A 19,485-nucleotide genomic window follows, 5' to 3' on the forward strand; every position below is an offset into this window, starting at 1 on the left:
CGGATACACGGCGAGGCTCTCCCCTCCCGGCCCGCTCCCGCGAGTGGGAGGCGTGTACGGTTCCGCTCAGCCGTACCGCAGGTAGGAAATGCGCTCCTCGCGCCACGCAGCCTCGTCGGCCAGGGACAGGCGATCGAAGTCGCCGGTTTCGGCGCGTGGATCGTCGACCCACTCCCGAAGCAGGGGACTGCCATTGATCAGGTCGATCGGCAAACGGTCGAACTCGTATTCGTAGGCGAAGTCGCGCCACAACGGATAGTCCGGATACAGGCGGCGAATGGCCTTGAAGGCGAGAGTCTGCAGACGCCACGGGCGAAATGCCGCATGATCGTAGGCGGGATCGTCGACATGGATTTGCAGGCCCGAGCAGAGGGCGCCGGCATGCTTGTGGAACGTGGGCTCGAACCAGCACGGCCGCAACCGGCAGCCGCCCAGCCAGTCCGGCGCGACAGCCCGCATCGTCTCCAGGATCTCCACGGCATCGAGATCCGGCGCACCGAACAACTCCAGCGGGCGCGTGGTACCCCGTCCTTCCGACAGCGTCGTGCCCTCCAGCATCACGGTGCCGGCATAGGCGCGCGCCATCCACAGGTTGGGGGCATTGGGGCTGGGATTGATCCACGAGCGCTCCCCGAGCGGCCAACCGAAACCGGGGCCCTGCTCGGGCTGCCAGCCCTGCATGTCGATGACGCGATAATCGACGTCGAGGCGCAGCGTGTCGACGAACCACTGACCGAGTTCGCCCAGGGTCAGCCCATGTCGCATCGGCAGCGCGCCGGCGCCGACGAAACTTTCCCAGCCTTCCCGCAGGCGCAGCCCTTCGACCGGGCGACCCGCCGGATTCGGCCGATCCAGAACCCAGACGGCCTTCCCATGCTCCGCGGCCGCCTCCAACACGTAGCGCAGCGTCGTGATGAAGGTGTAGATGCGGCAGCCGAGATCCTGCAGGTCGATCAGCAGCACGTCGAAGGTGTCCATCATGGCCGGTGTCGGCCGGCGGACCTCTCCGTACAGACTGAACACCGGGATGCCGAGGTTCGGATCGGCGAAATCCGGCGATTCGACCATATTGTCCTGCTTGTCGCCGCGCAGGCCGTGCTGGGGCCCGAAGGCCGCGGTCAACTCAACGCCGTCTGTGGCAGCGAGCGCATCGAGCGAATGCTGGAAACGCTCGGTCACAGACGCCGGATGGGCCAGCAGGGCGACCCGCCGCCCCGCCAGCGGGCGACGCAAATCCGATTCCGCCAGCAGGCGGTCGATACCGAAGCGCATGAGTCAGATCCTCGTGATGGCGCTGCAAGCCGGGGCATCCGGTCGCAGCGTGAGCGCAAACCCGTCGGGGTGATGAAAATCGGGCTGTCCCGGCGCATGCCGCAAAGCCCAGTACGAAAGCCGACCGTCACGCTGCTCGATGACGGCGGACAGGGCCAGCTCGAGGGACGCTCCGGCATCGGCCGCGAACGGTGGCCGTTCCAGCACGACCCCGAGCCGGAATTCGGAGGCCTCGGCACGGGTGACGATGCCGGGCGCTGCGGCGGTTTCAAGCGGTGTCATGCCGCGCCGGTAATCGTCAAAGCGATACGCGGCCCAGGCGCCGGACGGCGAAAAGTTCCACTCGTGATACCGCAGCTGTCCGCCATGCCGCCAGAACACTTCGAAGCAGGTGTGACGCCACAGGCCGTCGGCCCGCCGCGGTATCGCCGGTTCGGGCAGCTGCAGATCGGCAATCGCGCCATGGACGGCGTACTTCAGTTGCCAGACGCCCGCCTTGTCGGACGCGACGGTCACGTCGATAGCACGCACTGCGGGGCAGGATGCGCCGGGATGACACTGCAGGGAGACGGTCGACATATTTCAACAGCGAGAGAGGCCGCGTTCAGCGGCGTGGGCGCAGCGCGCGGAGTCGTCAGGATGGAGAGGAGGCGCCTCAGCGCTCGGTGAGCTTGTAGCGGGCTTCCTCGGCGCAGTACTCGGGAAATCCCACGCAGGACGTGAGCTGCTCGAAGTTCAGCAACCGGGACGGAGCCCGCCCGTTGCGGAGCGCCTCCAGCGCGTCACGCATCGCCAGTATCGACACATTCAACAAGGTCAGCGGATAAACGGCGATCCGATACCCGATGGCCGCCAATTGGGCTGGCGGAAGCAGCGGCGTCCGGCCGAACTCGATCATGTTCGCCATCTTGGGACCGCCCACCTCGGTGCAATATCGGCGCATCTCCTCTTCGCTCTCCGGGGCTTCGAGAAAGGTGATGTCCGCACCGATCTCCCGGAACTGGCGACACCGCGTGATGGCCTCGTCCAGACCCTCGGTGCCGCGGGCGTCCGTGCGGGCCATGATCAATATGTCCGCGCCCGCCTGGCGTGCATCGACCGCGGCCTGAATCCGCATCAAGGCTTCATCCCGTCCCACGACTGCCTTGCCATGGGTATGGCCGCAGCGCTTCGGCGCAAGCTGATCCTCGATCATCACACAGGCAAACCCCGCCGCCGCATAGCCGCGCACCGTTCGCTTCACGTTGATCGGATTGCCGAAGCCCGTGTCGCCGTCGCCGAAAACCGGGATCGAGACGGCGTCGCAGATCGCCCGCCCCTGGTCCAGCATCTCCGCATACGAGATCAGTCCGGTGTCCGGCAAGCCAAGGCGCGCCGCGGACACCGCGAAGCCGCTCATGAACGTGGCCTCGAAACCCGAGCGTTCGATCAGCTTGGCGCTGATCGCGTCATGACAACCGGGCATCGTCAGGATGCCGGGCGATTGCAGCAAGTCGCGGAGTCGCTGCGCAGGTGAATTCATCATGGGTTCCTTGGCTGGGCCGTGAGGTGTGGCGAGGACACGAAGATACGAACCGCGGCGGCTTTCGGCAAGTGGGCGGGACCGCTTAGCGAGCCTGACCCACAGCGTGGGCGCCGGAACTTGCCCGATCAGAAACCGCCTTCCAGTTCCCCGGCCTTGTCTGCTGGCGAGCGCTCCGCCGTGGCGGCCTGGATCGCAGTGATGACGACGGTATTGACGATGTCGTCGACGGTACAGCCCCGGCTGAGGTCGTTCACCGGTTTCCGGAGACCCTGCAGGATCGGGCCGATGGCGATCGCGCCCGTTTCGCGCTGCACGGCCTTGTAGGTGTTGTTGCCGGTGTTCAGGTCGGGGAAAACCAGCACCGTCGCCTGTCCAGCGACCTCCGAGCCCGGCATCTTCTGAGCCGCGACCGAGCGATCGACCGCGGCGTCATACTGGATCGGCCCCTCGAGCAGCAGATCCGGCCGGCGTCGGCGCGCGATCGCCGTTGCGGCACGCACCTTCTCGACATCCGCGCCGACACCCGAGGTCCCGGACGAATACGACAGCAGCGCGACCTTGGGCTCGATGCCGAAAGCCAGGGCCGTCTCGGCCGAAACGATGGCGATCTCCGCCAACTGCTCGGCATCGGGATCGGGGTTCACCGCGCAATCCCCATAGACCAGCACCCCATCTTCGAGGCACATCAGGAACACGGACGAAACGATCGAGTAGCCGGGCTTGGTCTTGATCAATTGCAGGGCGGGCCGGACCGTGTGCTGGGTCGTGTGCACGGAGCCGGACACCATGCCGTCGGCCTCCCCCTTGTACACCATCATCGTGCCGAAATAGGACACGTCCATCACGCAGTCACGCGCCAGCTCCGGCGTCACACCCTTGTGTTTGCGCAGCTCATAGAAGGTCTGCGCGTACTCGTCGATCCGATCGCTGGTCGCCGGGTCGATGATGTTCAACTGGTCGATGTCGACAGCGATCCGGTGCTTCTTGATCGCCTGCGCGATTTTTTCCCTGGACCCGAGCAGAGTCAGCGCCGCGGCATCCTTCGCGAGCAGGTGGCCGGCCGCTTCGAGGATCCGCGGTTCATCCCCCTCCGGCAGCACGATATGGCGCCGATCGGCTCGAGCCTTGCGGAGCAGCAGATAGGTGAACATCTTCGGCGTCAAGCCCTGCGGGCGAGTCGCCTTCAGCGCGGAAACCAGTCGATCCAGGTCCACCGACCGATCGAACAGCTCGATGCTGCGCCGTATCTTGGCATGGTCGCCGGGGCGCAGATGCGCCCGGACCGACTGCAGGTGCATCGCCGTCACATAGGTATCGGTCTTCACCGACAGGATCGGCAAGGGATCGGGCAGACCGTCGAGCAGGCGCGCGACTGACGGCTCCGGTTTGAAACCGGTCGACAACACCAGCCCGGAGAGTTGCGGGTAATTGGCCGACTGATTGGCCTGCAGCATCGACAGGATCATGTCGGCGCGATCGCCTGGCGTGATGACCAGATGATTGTCGCGCAACCATTCGATGGCATGCTGGGACTGCATCGCCGCGACCAGGTAGTCATAGACGAGCGCATCGAGCCGGTTTGCACCGTAGAGCACCTCGGCCCCCAGTTGCTCCGCCACTTCCGAGACCCGCGGACTGCCCAGCGTCCGGTCGAAGGGCACCACGCCGAGCGCCCAGTTCTCGTGCCCGTAGCGTTGACGCAGTCCCGCTTCCAAGGCTTCGACGTCGGCCGGATCGGCTTTGGTGACGACCGCGCCGAAGATTTCGCAGCCGCGGAAACGGTGCGAGTCGAGCGCGATCCCCACCGAACCCAGCGCTTCCTCGACCGACCGCCCTTCGGCACTGCCGACGACCAGCACCGGGCTGGCGAGGTTCTTGGCGATCTCCCGGTTGAAGTTGAACTCGAAGGCCGATGTCGTCTCGATCAGGAAATCGGTCCCTTCGATCAGCACGAAGTCGCAGGTATCCTCCAGCGCCTTGTACTTCGCGATGATCCGCTCGATGATCTCGTCCGGTTTGTGTTCGCCGAGCAGACCGATCGCGGCGGCCGCCGAAAGCCCGAACGAGGCCTCGTAAGTCTGCGGCAATCCGAAATGCCCCAGGATCAGATCGATGTCCTCATCCCGTTCCTGGCCGGGGTCTCCCTCCGCGATGGGGCGGAAGAAAGCGATCCGGGGCGTGCGGCGCTGCGCCACATCGAGTATGCCGAGGGCGACCAGCGCCTTACCCGACCCGGCGCCGGTGGTGCTGATATAAAGAGAGGACGTCATGCGTTTGATGTCTCGGGAACGGAACTCCGGTGCAGCACGGCGACGGGGCGGACGCCTGCGGGCGACGCCGGAACCCCGCCTACCCAACGAGGCGCGACTCGCACCGCGGCGATACCGGGAACGACTTCAGATACGGCTGAGCAATTCGGCTTTTTTCTGGGCGAACTCCTGGTCGGAGATGAAGCCCCGGTCGTGCAACGCGGCCAGCTTCTCGATCTGTCCGAAGATATCGCCGCTCGCTCCCAAACCTGCTTCCGGTGCGGGCTCCGGCGCCATCGCAGCGGCCGGGACGGCAGACTCGGCGCGTTCGCCGGACACGATCGGCAGGTCGGCCAGGCGCACGGTGCCGTACTGGCTGGTGAAGGTCAGGGACGCGACCCCACCCTGTTGCTGCGAAACACCCCCGATCTGGTGATCGAGCGTGTCGTAGATCGTAACCCGGCCGCCGAGGTCCACGACCAGGCGCCGGGCACCGGGAAACACGGCATATCGAACGTCGTTCTGTGCGCCGACACTGCTGGGCGAACCGAACTCGGCCGGCCACCAGACGCCCGCGTCCGCAGCCGTGACGAACAGGCTCACTCCGCTGCCGCCCTGTTGCTGCGACTGACTCACCGGCGGCGGGGCGAATAGCGGCTGGCTTGCCAACAAGCCCGACAACTCGCTGCACAGCCCGTCGACGCGCGCCTTCAACGCATTGTTGAACATGTCGCCGACCATCGTCATGCCGCCCTGCATCCATTGGCCGCTGCCACCGAACTCCGGATGACTGAACTGGGCCATGGTGCCGTGCCCCTGGGCGACGGCCCGCAGCATGGTCAGCGCTGCGTCCAGGCTGACCCCGTAACGCTGCGCGAGTTCCTGGAGAATTGCCTGTCCCTGCCCTGTCAGTTCTTGCATTTGGATCACCGCCACTATCGAGTGCTTTGCCACCAACGCGGCATCATTTCACCTTGGCGGGGCTCGAACAAGGCGCCGGCCGCTAAACCCCTTGTTTACCCGCCGGATTGGCGCGGCAGATCACGCCTTGTGATGGCGCCTCAGCGCGGCGTGACGGTCGTCGAACAGGACCCGTCTTCCTGTTCGACCGCGCGCAGATAGCGCACGATGCCGTCGCTGACCCGCTCGCGCTCGGCGGCCGGCAGTTCGCGGTTCAGCGCCGGCATCGTCGTTCCGGGACGCAGCGCCGAGGGCTCGCGCAACCAGTCTTTCAATGCCGCGTCATCCCAGCGGCACGCGGCCCGACCCAGATCGACAGGATACTTCCGCCCCCCGACGCCGCGGACCGCATGGCAGCTGAGGCAGTGTTTCTTGGCGTGCGCAAACCCCTGGACTATCTCCGCACCGGCTTCCCGGGGCAATAACGCACGGTCGTCCTGCGCCGAGCGGACGTCGATCGCCACGACCTGATACGCCCAGCCATAAGTGCCGCGGGTCGCTCGATCGGGCGCATTCAGATTGTCCCAGACCAGGTAATAGGGACCGAGGGGCACGGCGGTCTGGTTCTGCTCGGCGTTGTCGACGACGAACGGGGCGCCGTCACTGCGCGCGAACGCAAGCAAGGTTCTTTCCTTGCGCAGCGCCTCCGCCGCGATCGCGGAGCGGTAACCGTCCCGCGCCGTGAAGAGTACTTCGGCCTCCGGCGCCGACCAGCGGCTACCGAACCACCGGTCGAGGAGTGGTGTCAGCGGCAAGCCGGTGTAGCTTGCCTGAACCTCGCGCCCCGCCCGCGACTCGTGTGGCTCGATCACGGCGATCGCCTGCGGCACGAGGCCCGACTCCCGCACCAGTTGCTCCGGTGCCGGCAAATCGAGGGCCCTGGCGCCATTGACCCACAGCGCGGCGAGCGCCGCCGTCGCCACAAGCCGGAGAAACCGGGCAAGGAAGACCTGCGCGGTACAACGAAGGCCGGTGACGGGCCGCTGCGAAGCAACCGCGACGGCGGCCTTGGATGCGTTTCGACCGGCTCCGGTCACCGTGTTTGCAGCCATTTGCGACTCTCCGCTGATGGATCGCAGGCAGCGATCGACGGGCGCATCGTGCCTCATTCCGCACCGCGACGAAAGAGGCGGCACGACCCGACGCGATCGGGTAAATGCTGCCAGCCCGTCGATTCCGCGTCGTAGGGACAGTTCATGAACTGCCCCTTACCTCTCGATTTCTACCTCCGCTCCCGCGGCCGGTCCCGGATGTTCGGGATGGCGCGCACCGCGGATCGCCAAACCGTTACACTAAGGGCCTATCGTAAGGCGGCTTCGATGTGTCCCGAGCCCCCGCAGCGCGGCCACGCGCCTCAGCCATTCCGAACCCCTCCCTGCCATGACTTCAAAAGAAAACTTCGCGGTCGTTTTACGCTATGTGGCCATCGGTCTGGTCGCGCTGGCCTCGTTCGAGGTCGTGCGGCCATTTCTGGGCGCGCTCCTGTGGGCCGGCGTGCTGTGCGTTTCGACGTGGGAGCTCTTTCGCCGACTGGAAATGCGCTCCGGGCTATCGCGGAAAGTGCTCGCCCTGCTAATGAGCACGCTGCTGCTGACGGTGTTCGTAGTGCCCCTCGGGTTGCTCGGAGGATCGCTCGCCCGGCACGTGCACGAATTGGCCAGGGTCGCCAACGACCTGGCAACGATTCTGCCGCAGAAGATTCCCTTGTGGCTGGATGCCATCCCGATGATCGGTCCATTGCTGCATCAGAGCTGGAGCGACATGACGGCCGACACCACCAGCATCGCGGGCACGGTGCAACCCTGGATCGGGCAGACCAGTCATTGGCTGCTGTCGCAGGGCGTCCACCTTCTGACGGCCATGGTCGAGATTCTGCTCGCGGTCATCGTGACGGGCCTCCTCTACCTGCATGCCGAGACGGCCGCGCATTGGGTACGGACGACCGTGGAACGCCTTGGCGCTGCCAACGGCCCGCGACTCGTCGGCGCCGTGGCGCGCACGATACGTGCCGTCATGTTCGGCATCGTCGGGATGGCCGTGATCCAGGCCATGCTGCTCAGCCTGGGACTGGCCCTGGCCGGCGTGCCGGGCGCGCCACTGCTGGGTTTCGCCGGTTTCGTGCTGTCCCTGGCCCAACTCGGCACCTCCCTGGTGTGGATACCGGCCGCCCTGTGGCTTTTCTACCACGGTCAGCTGCCGTGGGCGCTGGCCATTGTGGCGTGGGGCACGGCATTGAACACGGTCGATCACTTCGTCAAGCCCGTCTATATCAGCAAGGAACTGGGCCTGCCACTGATCGTGATCTTTATCGGAGTCATCGGCGGCGTGCTGACCTGGGGCCTCATCGGAGCCTTCCTCGGTGCCACGCTGCTGGCGGTCAGCTACACGCTATATAAGGAGTGGATCGAGAGTTGATCGGTCATGGTCATTGGTTGTCCCGCCCTGGCAGCGACTCGGAGCAAGCCGACGCAGGGCCGAGACGGTTAATCGCGAGGCAGGCGTCCACGACTGGCTCGCTTCGTGCGCGACTCGCTGGTGATTTGGGGCTGCTCTGCTGCAGGCCAGTCAGCACCGATGCACCGCCGATTTCACTGCTGGCCTGCAGCGTCAGCGCAATCCGGCACGAGATGCGAGGGGTCGCGTTGAAACGGTCTTGGTAGCCGCTGGGTTCACCTGGATGGTGTCCCTACCCACTGTCGGAGCGATGACATCTCCCGGGGTCTCAGTAGCCAGGTCGGAGGCGGTGGCACCCCACACCTCGACGCGGTAACTGCGGTCTCCATCCGCTGCCTGCCTTGGCAATGACACCATCGATCAGGATATCAGCGCCCTCTCTCAGTCGCGATCCCGAACGTCGTTAGGGACCGCAGGCGTTCAGCGTGCCGCAACAGCAACACGAGTGCGGCACGGGTAGCGCCCCGAGCAGAGAATAAGGCGATCCCTGACGCCTTAAGGCCTTCCCGGTTTTGCCAGGGATGAAACGGAAAAATCCGACCAACCCGCCATCAAAGATCTCCTCAAGCGGTACGATGCGGCGGGACTTGGCAGGCCATTGAATCCAAGGCACTCGCAGTCTTTGAACCAGGATCCCAACGGGCGACATCAACCGGGGGAAACCAGCTAACCCCTGGCGCCGAATCAGATTTTCCCCTCTTCGTATACGTAATTTTACGTATTGCGGTTACCTAATATGCTGCGTATTCTCCCTAAAGCGTACTCAGTTTGTGGGGGCTGATGCGCTACCGGACGATTTCGTTCAAGCATTTCAGAGGCCGCATACGTGGTGATAGTCCCCCTCACTCCTTTCCGCCCCTCAGGCAGAGTCCCTCCGACCAGACCGTCAGGATCCTTTGCGTCACTGGATGCTGACTCCGAACCTGCGTTCGGGAAACCTCCGCCGACATCAAGATATCCTCGAAAGTCCGTAACTTAAGCCCCGCCAGGACAGGGCCAGATCAGCTATTGCTCTAGGCCAGCGTAGCGCTGATCAAGGCGTCGCGCGGTAGAGGCTGCTTTTGCGAAGTTGCCAGGCCCCAATCACCCCCGCTGCGTGAGGGCTTATCTCTAAGGATGCTTCCCGGTCTTTCCGGACCGTCAGCAGATCGCGCATCGAGGCGCAACGAACGAATTCGTATTCAAAAGAACGTAATGACAAAGTGCAAGAAGAGGCGAGCGAAATGACACAGTGCAATCCGGATCAGGCATCGGATCATCCCCAAGAGCCCGACATACGCGTGGCGGATGAACGGGCACCCATCAACGACGAAAACGTGAATACTGCCCGGCGCGATCTGTTGAAGCTCGGAGCCACGGCGGGCGCCGGGGCTGCCGCAGCCACGCTGGGGGGTGGCGCACTGCTGGCACCGCGCAGCGCCGACGCTCAAGTGGTGCCCGCGCCGATCGTCGTCAGTCCGTGGAACACGGCCTGGGCCTTCGTGCAACCGATGCCGATCCCCGGGGTATGTCAGCCGACCTCGACGCTGCATGGCCCCCCTGCACAGAATCAGCCGTGGACCCGCGACTTCGTCACCGCCAACGGCTTGACACCCCACGTGCGCAACAATCCAGGCCACGGGCAGGACGAGGAGTACTACGAGGCGCGGGCGGAGCTCCACCAGCGCTGGGCCGAATTCGGCAATGTCGATCCGGTCTACGAAAACGGGCAACTGGTCAGCTCCGGTCAGTTCAACGGCAAGATGTATGAACTGGAGTGTCGCGAGGCCGATTGGGACTTCTATCCGCCCGGCGCGACAGTAAACGGACAACCAAACGGGCAACCGATCCTGCCGTCCAAGCTCTGGATCTACCATGACCTGAACTCCAACGCCGCCGGCGTCGTGCGCATCAACGCCCGTTACGGCGAACCGGCCCTGGTCCGTCTGTACAACAGCTGTCCGGTCGACAATCGGGGTTTCGGCATCGACAACTGCACGATGCACTTGCACAACGCCCACAATCCGCCGGAATCGGATGGCGGGCCGCTGCGCTGGAGCATCTCGGGCGAATTCTTCGATTACTGGTACCCGAACGTGCGCGCCGGCTTTGCCAGCAATTACCGCAACGGCACGACCTATATCGGGCCGGACAAGGTCGCCCGCCAGTGCCCCGGGGACTATAAGGAAACCCAAAGCACGCTGTGGTTCCACGACCACCGGATGGACTTCACGGCCCAGAACACCTACAAGGGCATGGCGTCGTTCTACACGCTGTTCAGCGACGACATCAACCTCGATACCGGCAAAGGCAATAGCTCGAAGCTGGCCGACCGCGGCCTGGGATTGCCCAGCGGCGAATACGACATTCCGATCCTGTTGGCGGACAAGCGCTTCGACCCGACCAATGGCGGCGAGTTGTACATGGACGTCCAGGACTTCAACGGCTTCCTGGGCGATCTGGTGACCTGCAACTTCAAGATCAAGCCGTATCTCAACGTCCAGCGCCGTCGTTACCGCTTCCGTCTGCTCAACAGCGGACCCTCGCGCTACTACGAGCTGTCGTTCTATTACCGCAAACCGGGCGCCAGGACGAATACCCCACTCGGCTTCGTCCGCATCGCCAACGACGGGAACTTGCTCCCGAAGGCGCTGGGCCTGGGCAGCGTGCGCCTGGGTGTCGCGGAACGCGCCGACATCATTCTCGACTTCGCCGAGGTGCCACAGGGCACGATCGTCTACATGGAGAACCGGCTGGATCAGGTCACGCCGGAGGGCAACGCGGGCGTCCTGAGGGCCAGCAGCATCGACCCCAAGCAGCGTGACGCGACGCAAATCCTGCAGATACGGGTCGGCGGACTCTCGGGCAGCACCGACATCAGCACCAGCAAGGCCAAGTTGCTGGCGATGCCAACCTTGTTACCGCTTCCGGTGCTACCCCCGGTCACGCGGACGCGCGCCTTCTCTTTCACCGCAGCCGGTGCGCAGTGGGTCGTCAACGGGCAGTTGTTCGATCCGGATGTCATCAGCGCCTTTCCGATCGAAGGGACGTGCGAGGAATGGACCTACACATCCGGCGGCGGCTGGAGTCATCCGATCCACATCCATCACGAGGAGTTCCAGCTCACCACCCGGAACGCCGTACCGGTCGCCGTTTCCTCCGAGGACTACAGCCGCAAGGACGTCGTGCGCATCGGCAACGGCTCGGTCGGCATCCTCAATAGCGGGAGCATCACCTTTCGGATCCAGTTCCGCGACTGGTACGGCGACTATCCGGTCCACTGCCATAACGTCGTGCACGAGGATCACGCCATGATGTTCCGGTTCCAGATCGTGCCCCCGACCGACCCCAACGCCGGCAACTAAACAGCGCCCCACCTAACACGATAGGAAGCTTCATGAACGAGATCAGTAAACGTGCATTCCTGACCCGGTTGGCGGGCGTCTCGGCCGGCGTCGCCGCGGTGACCGCCGTGCCACTGGCGCTTGCCAAGACGGCTGACGCATTGCAACCCGAACTGTCACACCCCGCCAAGCGGCTGAGCGCCGACGAGCGCCGCCGCAACCGGTTCCCGAACGTGCCGGTGGTCGACCACGAGGGCAACACTCACCGCTTTTACGACGATCTGATCAAGGACAAGATCGTCCTGGTCAATTTCATGTTCACCCGCTGCAACGGGACCTGCCCCGGCACGACCGCCAATCTGAAAAAGGTCCAGGCGGAATTCGGTGACCGCATGGGGCGCGACGTGTTCCTGTATTCGGTCTCCCTGGACGCCGAGTACGACACCGTCGAACGGCTCAAGGCCTACGCCGAGTTGTTCAAGGTCGGTCCCGGCTGGCGGTTCATTACCGGCACCCAGGAAGACCTCGGCCTGATTCGCCGGAAATTCGGCCTTTACCGAACGGATCCCGTGCTCGACCGTCAGGCGGACAACCATGTCGGTGCCGTCAAATTCGGCATCGAGCGCCTGGAACGCTGGGGGATGTGCAGCGCGATGACCAAGCCGAAATACATCGCGCGCTATGTGGAGTGGATGGAACCGAACGGCAGACGGCCGACGCTCCCCGAGATGACCGGGAGCGTTCCCGCTCGGAAAGCGACCTAGAGAACGCCAGACATCATTCTGGTCTGCCCCGACCGCACACCGTGCAAACGGCATCGCGGCCGGGGCAGCCCTGAATTGCGCTGGGTCTTGCACACGGCGACGCGGCCGATGCGGGGAACGCCTCGACGATTCCAGGCAGGCCAGCGGCCCCGCGTATGGGGCATTTTCGCCATTGCCACAATCCTTTAGCACTGTAGGAATTCTTCACCATGGTCATGCTGAATAAAGACGATCTGAACTTCATCCTGAAGCAGATCAAGATTGCCGAGAATCACGTCGCGACGAACTACACCGAGTACGTCGACGCGCAGGGTGTACCGATTCCCAGCCTGCTACCCTGGGGCCTGCGGACTGTCAGCGGGCAGTACAACAACCTGGTGAACCCGCTCAACGGGTCGGCCGATCAGCCGATGCCCCGCCTGCTGGACCCCTACTATCGGGACGCGGAAGGCGGGACTTCGTATACACAGTCCACCGGCAACGTGATCGATTCCCAGCCGCGGACGATCAGCAACCTCGTAGTCGATCAGTCATTGAACAATGACTCGGCGATCCTGGCGGCGCTGGAAGCCAACAACACCAATAATCCGCAACAAGCCCTGGCCGAGATCGTCGCGGCTCGCGATGCCGCCGCCGCGGACCCTGCGGATGCGGACTTGCAGAGCGCCCTGCAGGCGAAGCTGGATCAATACGGTGTCGTCGTCGACAACGGCAGCGTCGTGATTCCGAACGTCGCGACCGACGTCGGGCAGGGCCCTCCGTTCAGCGGTTTTTTCACGCTGTTCGGACAGTTCTTCGACCACGGCCTCGACCTGATCGACAAGGGCGGCAACGGCCTGGTGTTCGTGCCGCTGCAACCGGATGACCCGCTGTACGATCCGACTCCGGGCGCGCCGAATTTCATGGTGCTGACGCGCGCGACGCGCAGCCCCGGGGCCGATGGCGTGCTGGGCACCGCGGACGATGCCCAGATCAATCGGACGACACCCTTCATCGACCAGAATCAGACCTACACCTCGCACGAGTCCCACCAGGTCTTCCTGCGGGAATATGTGCTGGACGCCAACGGCGCGCCGGTCGCTACCGGACGGTTGCTGACGGGTGCGGATGGCGGACTGGCGACGTGGGCGGACGTCAAGGCACAGGCGGCGAATATCTTGGGTATCCAGTTGTCCGACCAGGACGTGGAGCGAGTGCCGCTGGTCGCGACCGACCTCTACGGCAACTTCATCCCGGGTGCCAACGGCTTCCCGCAACTGGTGACCGGCACGCCTGGGTCGCCGGTGCTGGTCGAAGGCAATCCGCTCGCGCCCGTTCTCGCGTCCAGCGCGCTGGCGACCGGCCATGCCTTCCTGGTCGACATCGCGCACACCGCGGCGCCGGGCATGGTCGATCACGACCGGAATCCGGCCACGCCGGACATCGCGCGCACGGCCGATGCAGACACCGAGACCGGCAACGCGATACCGCTGAACGAGTTCGGTGTCGCGACCACCTACGACGATGAACTGCTCGACCAGCATTTCATCGTCGGCGACGGCCGGGGCAACGAGAACATCGGCCTGACGTCGATACACCACGTGTTCCATTCGGAGCACAACCAGCGCGTCGACCAGATCAAGGACGTGCTGCTGTCCTCGGGCGACATCGCCTTCCTGAACGAATGGCTGCTAACCGCAGTCGACACGATCCCTGCGGATACCAGCACGCTGCAATGGGATGGCGAGCGACTGTTCCAGGCGGCGCGCTTCAGCACCGAAATGGTCTATCAGCATCTGGTGTTCGAGGAGTTTGCGCGGCTCGTCTCACCGACCATCGATGCCTTCGGTGGGAATACCAGTGTCGATATCGATCCGGCGATCGTCTCCGAATTCGCGAACGTTGTGTACCGCTTCGGCCATTCGATGCTGACCGAGACCATCGATCGGCTCGGTGCCGACGGCAAGACGTCCAACGATATCGGTCTGATCGAAGCCTTTCTGAACCCGGTCGAGTTTTCGGCGAGCGGCCTCGACCCCGATGCGGCGGCGGGTGCCATCATCCGCGGCATGACGCGTCAGGTCGGCAACGAGATCGACGAGTTCGTGACCGGCGCGCTGCGCAACAACCTGGTCGGCCTGCCGCTGGATCTGGCGACGCTGAACATGGTCCGGGCACGCGAAACCGGCGTGCCGGCACTGAACGTGGCGCGCGCGCAATTCTTCGAGCAGACGGGCGACAGCACCCTGGCGCCCTATGCCAGTTGGGCCGATTTCGCGCTGCACCTGAAGCATCCGGCCTCGATCGTCAATTTCATCGCTGCCTACGGCACGCATGCGTCGATCACCGGGGCGACGACGCTGGAAGCCAAGCGTGACGCCGCCACGCTGCTGGTGTTCGGCGGCGCCGGGGCACCGTCGGATCGCCTGGACTTCCTGAATGCCGAGGGCGCGTACGCCGGTGGTGCGCTCGGCGGCTTGAACGACGTCGATTTCTGGATCGGCGGTCTGGCCGAACAGAAGATGCCGTTCGGCGGCATGCTGGGCACGACGTTCAATTTCGTGTTCGAAGTGCAGATGGAGAAACTGCAAACCGGCGACCGCTTCTACTATCTGAGCCGCGCCGCGGGCCTTAACCTGCTGAACGAACTGGAAGCCGACTCGTTCGCGGAACTGGTCATGCGCAACACCGATCTCGGAAAATCCGGGGCAACCCATCTGCCCGGTGCCATGTTCCTGCAGCCTGATTACATCCTCGAAATGAATCAGGCATTGCAGAACGTCGCCGATCCGGTCCATGCCAATCCGGTCCTGCAGGCCACGAATCCGATGGTCGTGCGACGCGATAACGACGGCGACGGCGACGGCGACTATCTGCGCTACAACGGCAACGACCAGGTCGTGCTGGGTGGCACCAGCGAAGCGGACACCCTGATCGGCGGTCTCGATGACGATACCCTGTGGGGCGACGAAGGTAACGATCGCCTCGAAGGGGGGGCAGGCAACGACCATATTTTCGGGGGCGACGGCAACGACATCATCACGGATTCCGGCTCGACGCTCTTCGACGTGATCCATGGTGATGCCGGTCATGACGTCATCAACGGCGGCAACGGTCTGGACGTGATCATTGGCGGCAGCGGTCAGGATTTCATTTTCGGGGGCACGGATACCAATACGCTGACCGGCGGCCTCGACAATGATTTCATTGCCGGCGCGACCGGCGGCAGCCTGGCCAATGGTAACGAGGGCGACGACTGGCTCGAGGGCAGCGTTGGGGTCGACACGCTCATCGGCGACAATGGGGCGCCGCTGTTCAACAGCACCATCATCGGTCACGATGTGCTGAACGGGCGCGGCAACGACAGCACCTACACCGCCGAGTCGGGCGACGACATCATGTTCCAGGGTCCCGGCGTCCAGACCAACAACGGTCTGGCCGGCTTCGACTGGGCCATCCACAAGGGCGATTCCGCCGCTGCCAATACCGACCTGGGCATCCCGATCTTCGTGACCGCACCGGAACTGCTGCTGCTCGATCGCTTCGATCAGGTCGAGGGGCTGTCCGGCTGGATCCACGACGACACGCTGACCGGCCGCGATGTGCTGACCGGCGGTTTTCTGGGCGTCGGCGAGCCGGGCGGCCTGCAGCCGGATCCCGCCGCCCCGTTCCTGTCCTATGCCAATGTGCTGACCGAAGAGGGCGTGGCGCGTATCGCCGGGCTCGACACCCTGGTCGCCCATCTGGACCGGGCGGTGCTGACGGTGGGCACGGAAACCATCACTGTCGTCGTGCTCGATCCGGGCGCCCTCGTGCCCGATGTCGCCGGCAATCTGACGATGATCGACACGCCGTCCGATATCCTGCTGGGTGGCGGCGGCAGCGACCGGCTGTTCGGCATGAGCGGTGACGACATCATCGACGGCGATCGCTGGCTGAATGTGAAGATTCGTGTCAATGACGGAGCCGGCAATGCGCTCGGCTGGGCCAACAACATGACCAGCGCGGTGCGGGACGCGGCGGGCAACGCGCTCTATGGCGGACGGGCACTGAATGCCTTGATGCTCGATCGCACCCTGAACCCGGGGCAACTGGTCACGGAGCGCGAAATCATCGATGGGGATCCGTCGGATACTGGCGTCGATACCGCGGTGTTCGCCGACGTCATTACCAATTACACCCTGACGCTCAACGACGACGGCAGCATCACGGTTGCGAACAATAACGCACTCGGTGTGGGTGGCGGGGGCGGCGGTGGTGGTGGTGCGGCGATTCGTGACGGCATCGACCGCGTGTTCAACTGCGAGTATCTCGAGTTCGGCGGCTTCCAATTTGCTGTCGCGGAGCTTTTCGGCGCCAACACCGCGCCTGAGATCATCAGTGACGGCGCGCTGGAGACCGCCGCGGTGGCGATCGACGAGAACACGACGCTGGCGACGACGATCAGCGTGCTCGACGTCGATGGCCCCCTCGATCCGGTCTTCTCGATCATCGGTGGTGCCGACGCGGACTTGTTCGAGTTGCTGCCGACCGCAACGCCGTTCGAGAACGGCTTGAGCTTCATCACGGCGCCGGATTTCGAACTGCCGGCGGACGCCGACGGGGATGGCGTCTACGAGGTCACCGTAGAGGTCAGCGATGGTGCCCTGACGGATACGCAGACGCTATCGGTTACGGTGCTGGATGTCGCGGTCGAGAACAGCGCGCCGACGTTCACGTCGGACCCTGCACCCGCGCTGGACGAAAACACGACCTTCGTCACGACGGTGACGGCCGTGGACACCGACGTGCCGGCGCAGACACTCAGCTACGTGATCGCCGGCGGTGCGGATGCGGGATTGTTCCAGATCGATGCGACGACGGGTGACCTCAGCTTCATCGACGCGCCGGACTTCGAGACGCCGGGCGATGCCGATGGCGACAACCTGTATGAGGTCACGGTAGCGGTCGACGATGGCTCGGTCACCGTGACGCAGGACCTCATCGTCACGTTGAACAATGTCGATGAAGCCGGTTCCGGCACCGTCGGTATTGCCTCGTACACGAACACCGGCGCGACGGCGAGCCTGACCGCAACCAATGATCTGGCCGACCCCGACGGCATCGTCGGCGGCATCCAGTACCAGTGGCAGCAACTGGTGGCCGGCAACTGGCAGGACATCCCCACCGCCACGGCAGCGACCGTAACCGGCCTCAGCAACGCCACGGTGCGGGTGACGGCCCGCTACGATGATGGTTTCGGGATCAAGACCGTGGTTTCGGGCGCACTGGCGGTGATCACCGGCACGACGGCCAACAACACGGTGGTTGGCACCGCCAACGACGATCTGATTCTGGGTCTGACCGGCAACGATACGCTGACCGGCGCGGCCGGCAACGACATCGTCGATGGCGGCGGTGGTGGCGATACGCTCCTCGCCAGCGTGAACGACGGGGATGACGACTATCGGGGCGGCGCCGGCACCGACACCTATTCGCTGGCCAACACCACGGCGGATGCGACGATCGATCTCGGTACGGGTACCGCGACGAGCGTACAGACGGGCTCGGACACCTTGCTGGCGATCGAGAACGCCGTCGGCGGTTCGGGCAACGATCTGCTGATCGGCCGGGCAGGGGTCAACAACCGTCTGACCGGCGGCGTGGGCAACGATACGTTCCAAATCCAGGATGCCGGCGATATCGTGGTCGAGGCCGCGGGCGGCGGTACCGACACCGTGCAGGCCTCGATCACGTATACCCTGGCCGCCAACGTCGAGAACCTCACGCTGATCGGCATCGGCGACATCAACGGCACGGGCAACGGGGGCGCAAACATCCTGACGGGTAACATCGGCAACAACGTACTGAACGGTGCCGGCGGCATCGACACCATGGTCGGGGGCAATGGGAACGATACCTACGTGGTCGACACGGGAGGCGAAATCACTACTGAGTTGGCCGGTGAGGGTAACGACAGCGTGCAAAGCACGATCTCGTGGACGCTGGCCGCGGAAGTCGAAAACCTGACGCTGCTGGGGACCGGGGCCATCAACGGCACCGGCAACGCAGCAGACAACGTCATCACCGGCAACAGCGGCAACAACGTGCTAAACGGCCTGGCGGGGATCGATACGCTGATCGGCGGGGGCGGCAACGACACCTATGTCACGACGCTGACCGCAGCCGGGGCGCTGGAAGACACCGTCGTCGTCGGGGACGGGATCGACACCTTGCAGGTCAATGGATCGGCGGCGTTGGCCTCGGCCGCCACGATCACCCTGGGCCTCGGTCTGGAAAACGCCACGATCGCCAACACCGGTAGCACGCTGCTCAATCTCACGGGCAATGATCTCGCCAATAGCCTGTCGGGGAACGCGGGCAGCAACAGCTTGTCGGGTGGCCTCGGCAACGACACCCTGTCGGGCTTCGGTGGCGCCGATCGCCTGAATGGGGGGGCCGGAGTCGATGTGCTGACCGGCGGAGGTGGCCGGGATACGTTTGCATTTGCGGCGGGCGACAGCAGTGCCTTGGCCGCAAGCTTCGACTCGATCACCGATTACGCCAAAGGCGGCGCGGGTGTCGGGGATTTGATCGACTTCACCGTGGCGATGACGCGCGGCGGCTCGGGCGCCGCGGCTACGGCCACGCAGGCCTCTATCAACCAGACGACCGGAGTGGCGACCTTTGCGGCCGGGTCCGGGGGTACCGTGGCGGACGCCGTCAGTGACATTGCCGCGCGGTTCACCGCCGCGACCGATGCGGCTGGAGAGTTCGCGCTGTTCCGCGTGGGTGGCGCCGGCAATTACCACCTGTTCATCTCGGATGGCGTGGCCGGGGTCGGTGCGAACGATGTCCATGTCGAACTGGTGGGCGTGACCACGGTCGCATCGATCAACCTCGCCGGGGGCGATCTGACGATCACGGCGTAGCCCGTACGGCGGTTGCCGACGAGGCGCGTGCGCAGCCAACTGCTCAAC

General features: G+C 64.5%; 10 protein-coding genes. 4 read left to right on the forward strand and 6 right to left on the reverse strand.

The features are described from left to right. Nucleotides 1–66: 66 nt before the first annotated feature. From BWR02_RS05680 to BWR02_RS05705, 6 genes are all read right to left on the reverse strand, one after another. Nucleotides 67–1,272, reverse strand: coding sequence for an exo-beta-N-acetylmuramidase NamZ family protein (locus tag BWR02_RS05680; protein WP_139556784.1), 1,206 nt, complete (start codon nucleotides 1,270–1,272; stop codon nucleotides 67–69). A 3-nt stretch (nucleotides 1,273–1,275) separates the two neighbouring features. Beyond that, nucleotides 1,276–1,851, reverse strand: a complete 576-nt coding sequence (locus tag BWR02_RS05685; RefSeq protein WP_139556785.1) for a DOMON-like domain-containing protein — start codon at nucleotides 1,849–1,851, stop codon at nucleotides 1,276–1,278. A gap of 76 nt (nucleotides 1,852–1,927) precedes the next feature. Continuing rightward, nucleotides 1,928–2,794 carry an isocitrate lyase/PEP mutase family protein gene (locus BWR02_RS05690; protein ID WP_139556786.1) on the reverse strand — a complete coding sequence of 289 codons (867 nt, stop codon included), beginning with the start codon at nucleotides 2,792–2,794 and terminating at the stop codon, nucleotides 1,928–1,930. Between the two features lie 128 nt (nucleotides 2,795–2,922). Continuing rightward, nucleotides 2,923–5,067 (reverse strand): phosphate acetyltransferase, encoded by a 2,145-nt coding sequence (gene pta, locus BWR02_RS05695; RefSeq protein ID WP_139556787.1) that lies wholly within the window; start codon nucleotides 5,065–5,067, stop codon nucleotides 2,923–2,925. A 126-nt stretch (nucleotides 5,068–5,193) separates the two neighbouring features. Beyond that, a complete protein-coding gene (locus BWR02_RS05700; RefSeq protein ID WP_139556788.1) occupies nucleotides 5,194–5,967 on the reverse strand; it encodes an SHOCT domain-containing protein in 774 nt (257 codons plus the stop codon). A gap of 140 nt (nucleotides 5,968–6,107) precedes the next feature. Then, a complete protein-coding gene (locus tag BWR02_RS05705) occupies nucleotides 6,108–7,058 on the reverse strand; it encodes a c-type cytochrome (protein ID WP_139556789.1) in 951 nt (316 codons plus the stop codon). A 328-nt stretch (nucleotides 7,059–7,386) separates the two neighbouring features. On the opposite strand from BWR02_RS05705, the gene BWR02_RS05710 reads away from it, so the two are divergent. The 4 genes from BWR02_RS05710 (at nucleotide 7,387) to BWR02_RS05725 (ending at nucleotide 19,437) form a co-directional block, all read left to right on the forward strand. Further along, complete coding sequence (locus tag BWR02_RS05710) at nucleotides 7,387–8,421, forward strand: AI-2E family transporter (RefSeq protein WP_139556790.1); 1,035 nt, start codon at nucleotides 7,387–7,389, stop codon at nucleotides 8,419–8,421. A 1,262-nt stretch (nucleotides 8,422–9,683) separates the two neighbouring features. Then, entirely contained in the window at nucleotides 9,684–11,804 is a 2,121-nt protein-coding gene (locus BWR02_RS05715; protein WP_139556791.1) for a multicopper oxidase family protein, read from the forward strand. A 32-nt stretch (nucleotides 11,805–11,836) separates the two neighbouring features. Beyond that, complete coding sequence (locus tag BWR02_RS05720) at nucleotides 11,837–12,547, forward strand: SCO family protein (protein ID WP_139556792.1); 711 nt, start codon at nucleotides 11,837–11,839, stop codon at nucleotides 12,545–12,547. Between the two features lie 215 nt (nucleotides 12,548–12,762). Further along, entirely contained in the window at nucleotides 12,763–19,437 is a 6,675-nt protein-coding gene (locus BWR02_RS05725) for a peroxidase family protein (protein WP_162560038.1), read from the forward strand. Nucleotides 19,438–19,485: the final 48 nt, after the last annotated feature.

It is taken from the genome of Methylotetracoccus oryzae, from assembly GCF_006175985.1.
In the GTDB taxonomy this organism is placed as follows: domain Bacteria; phylum Pseudomonadota; class Gammaproteobacteria; order Methylococcales; family Methylococcaceae; genus Methylotetracoccus; species Methylotetracoccus oryzae.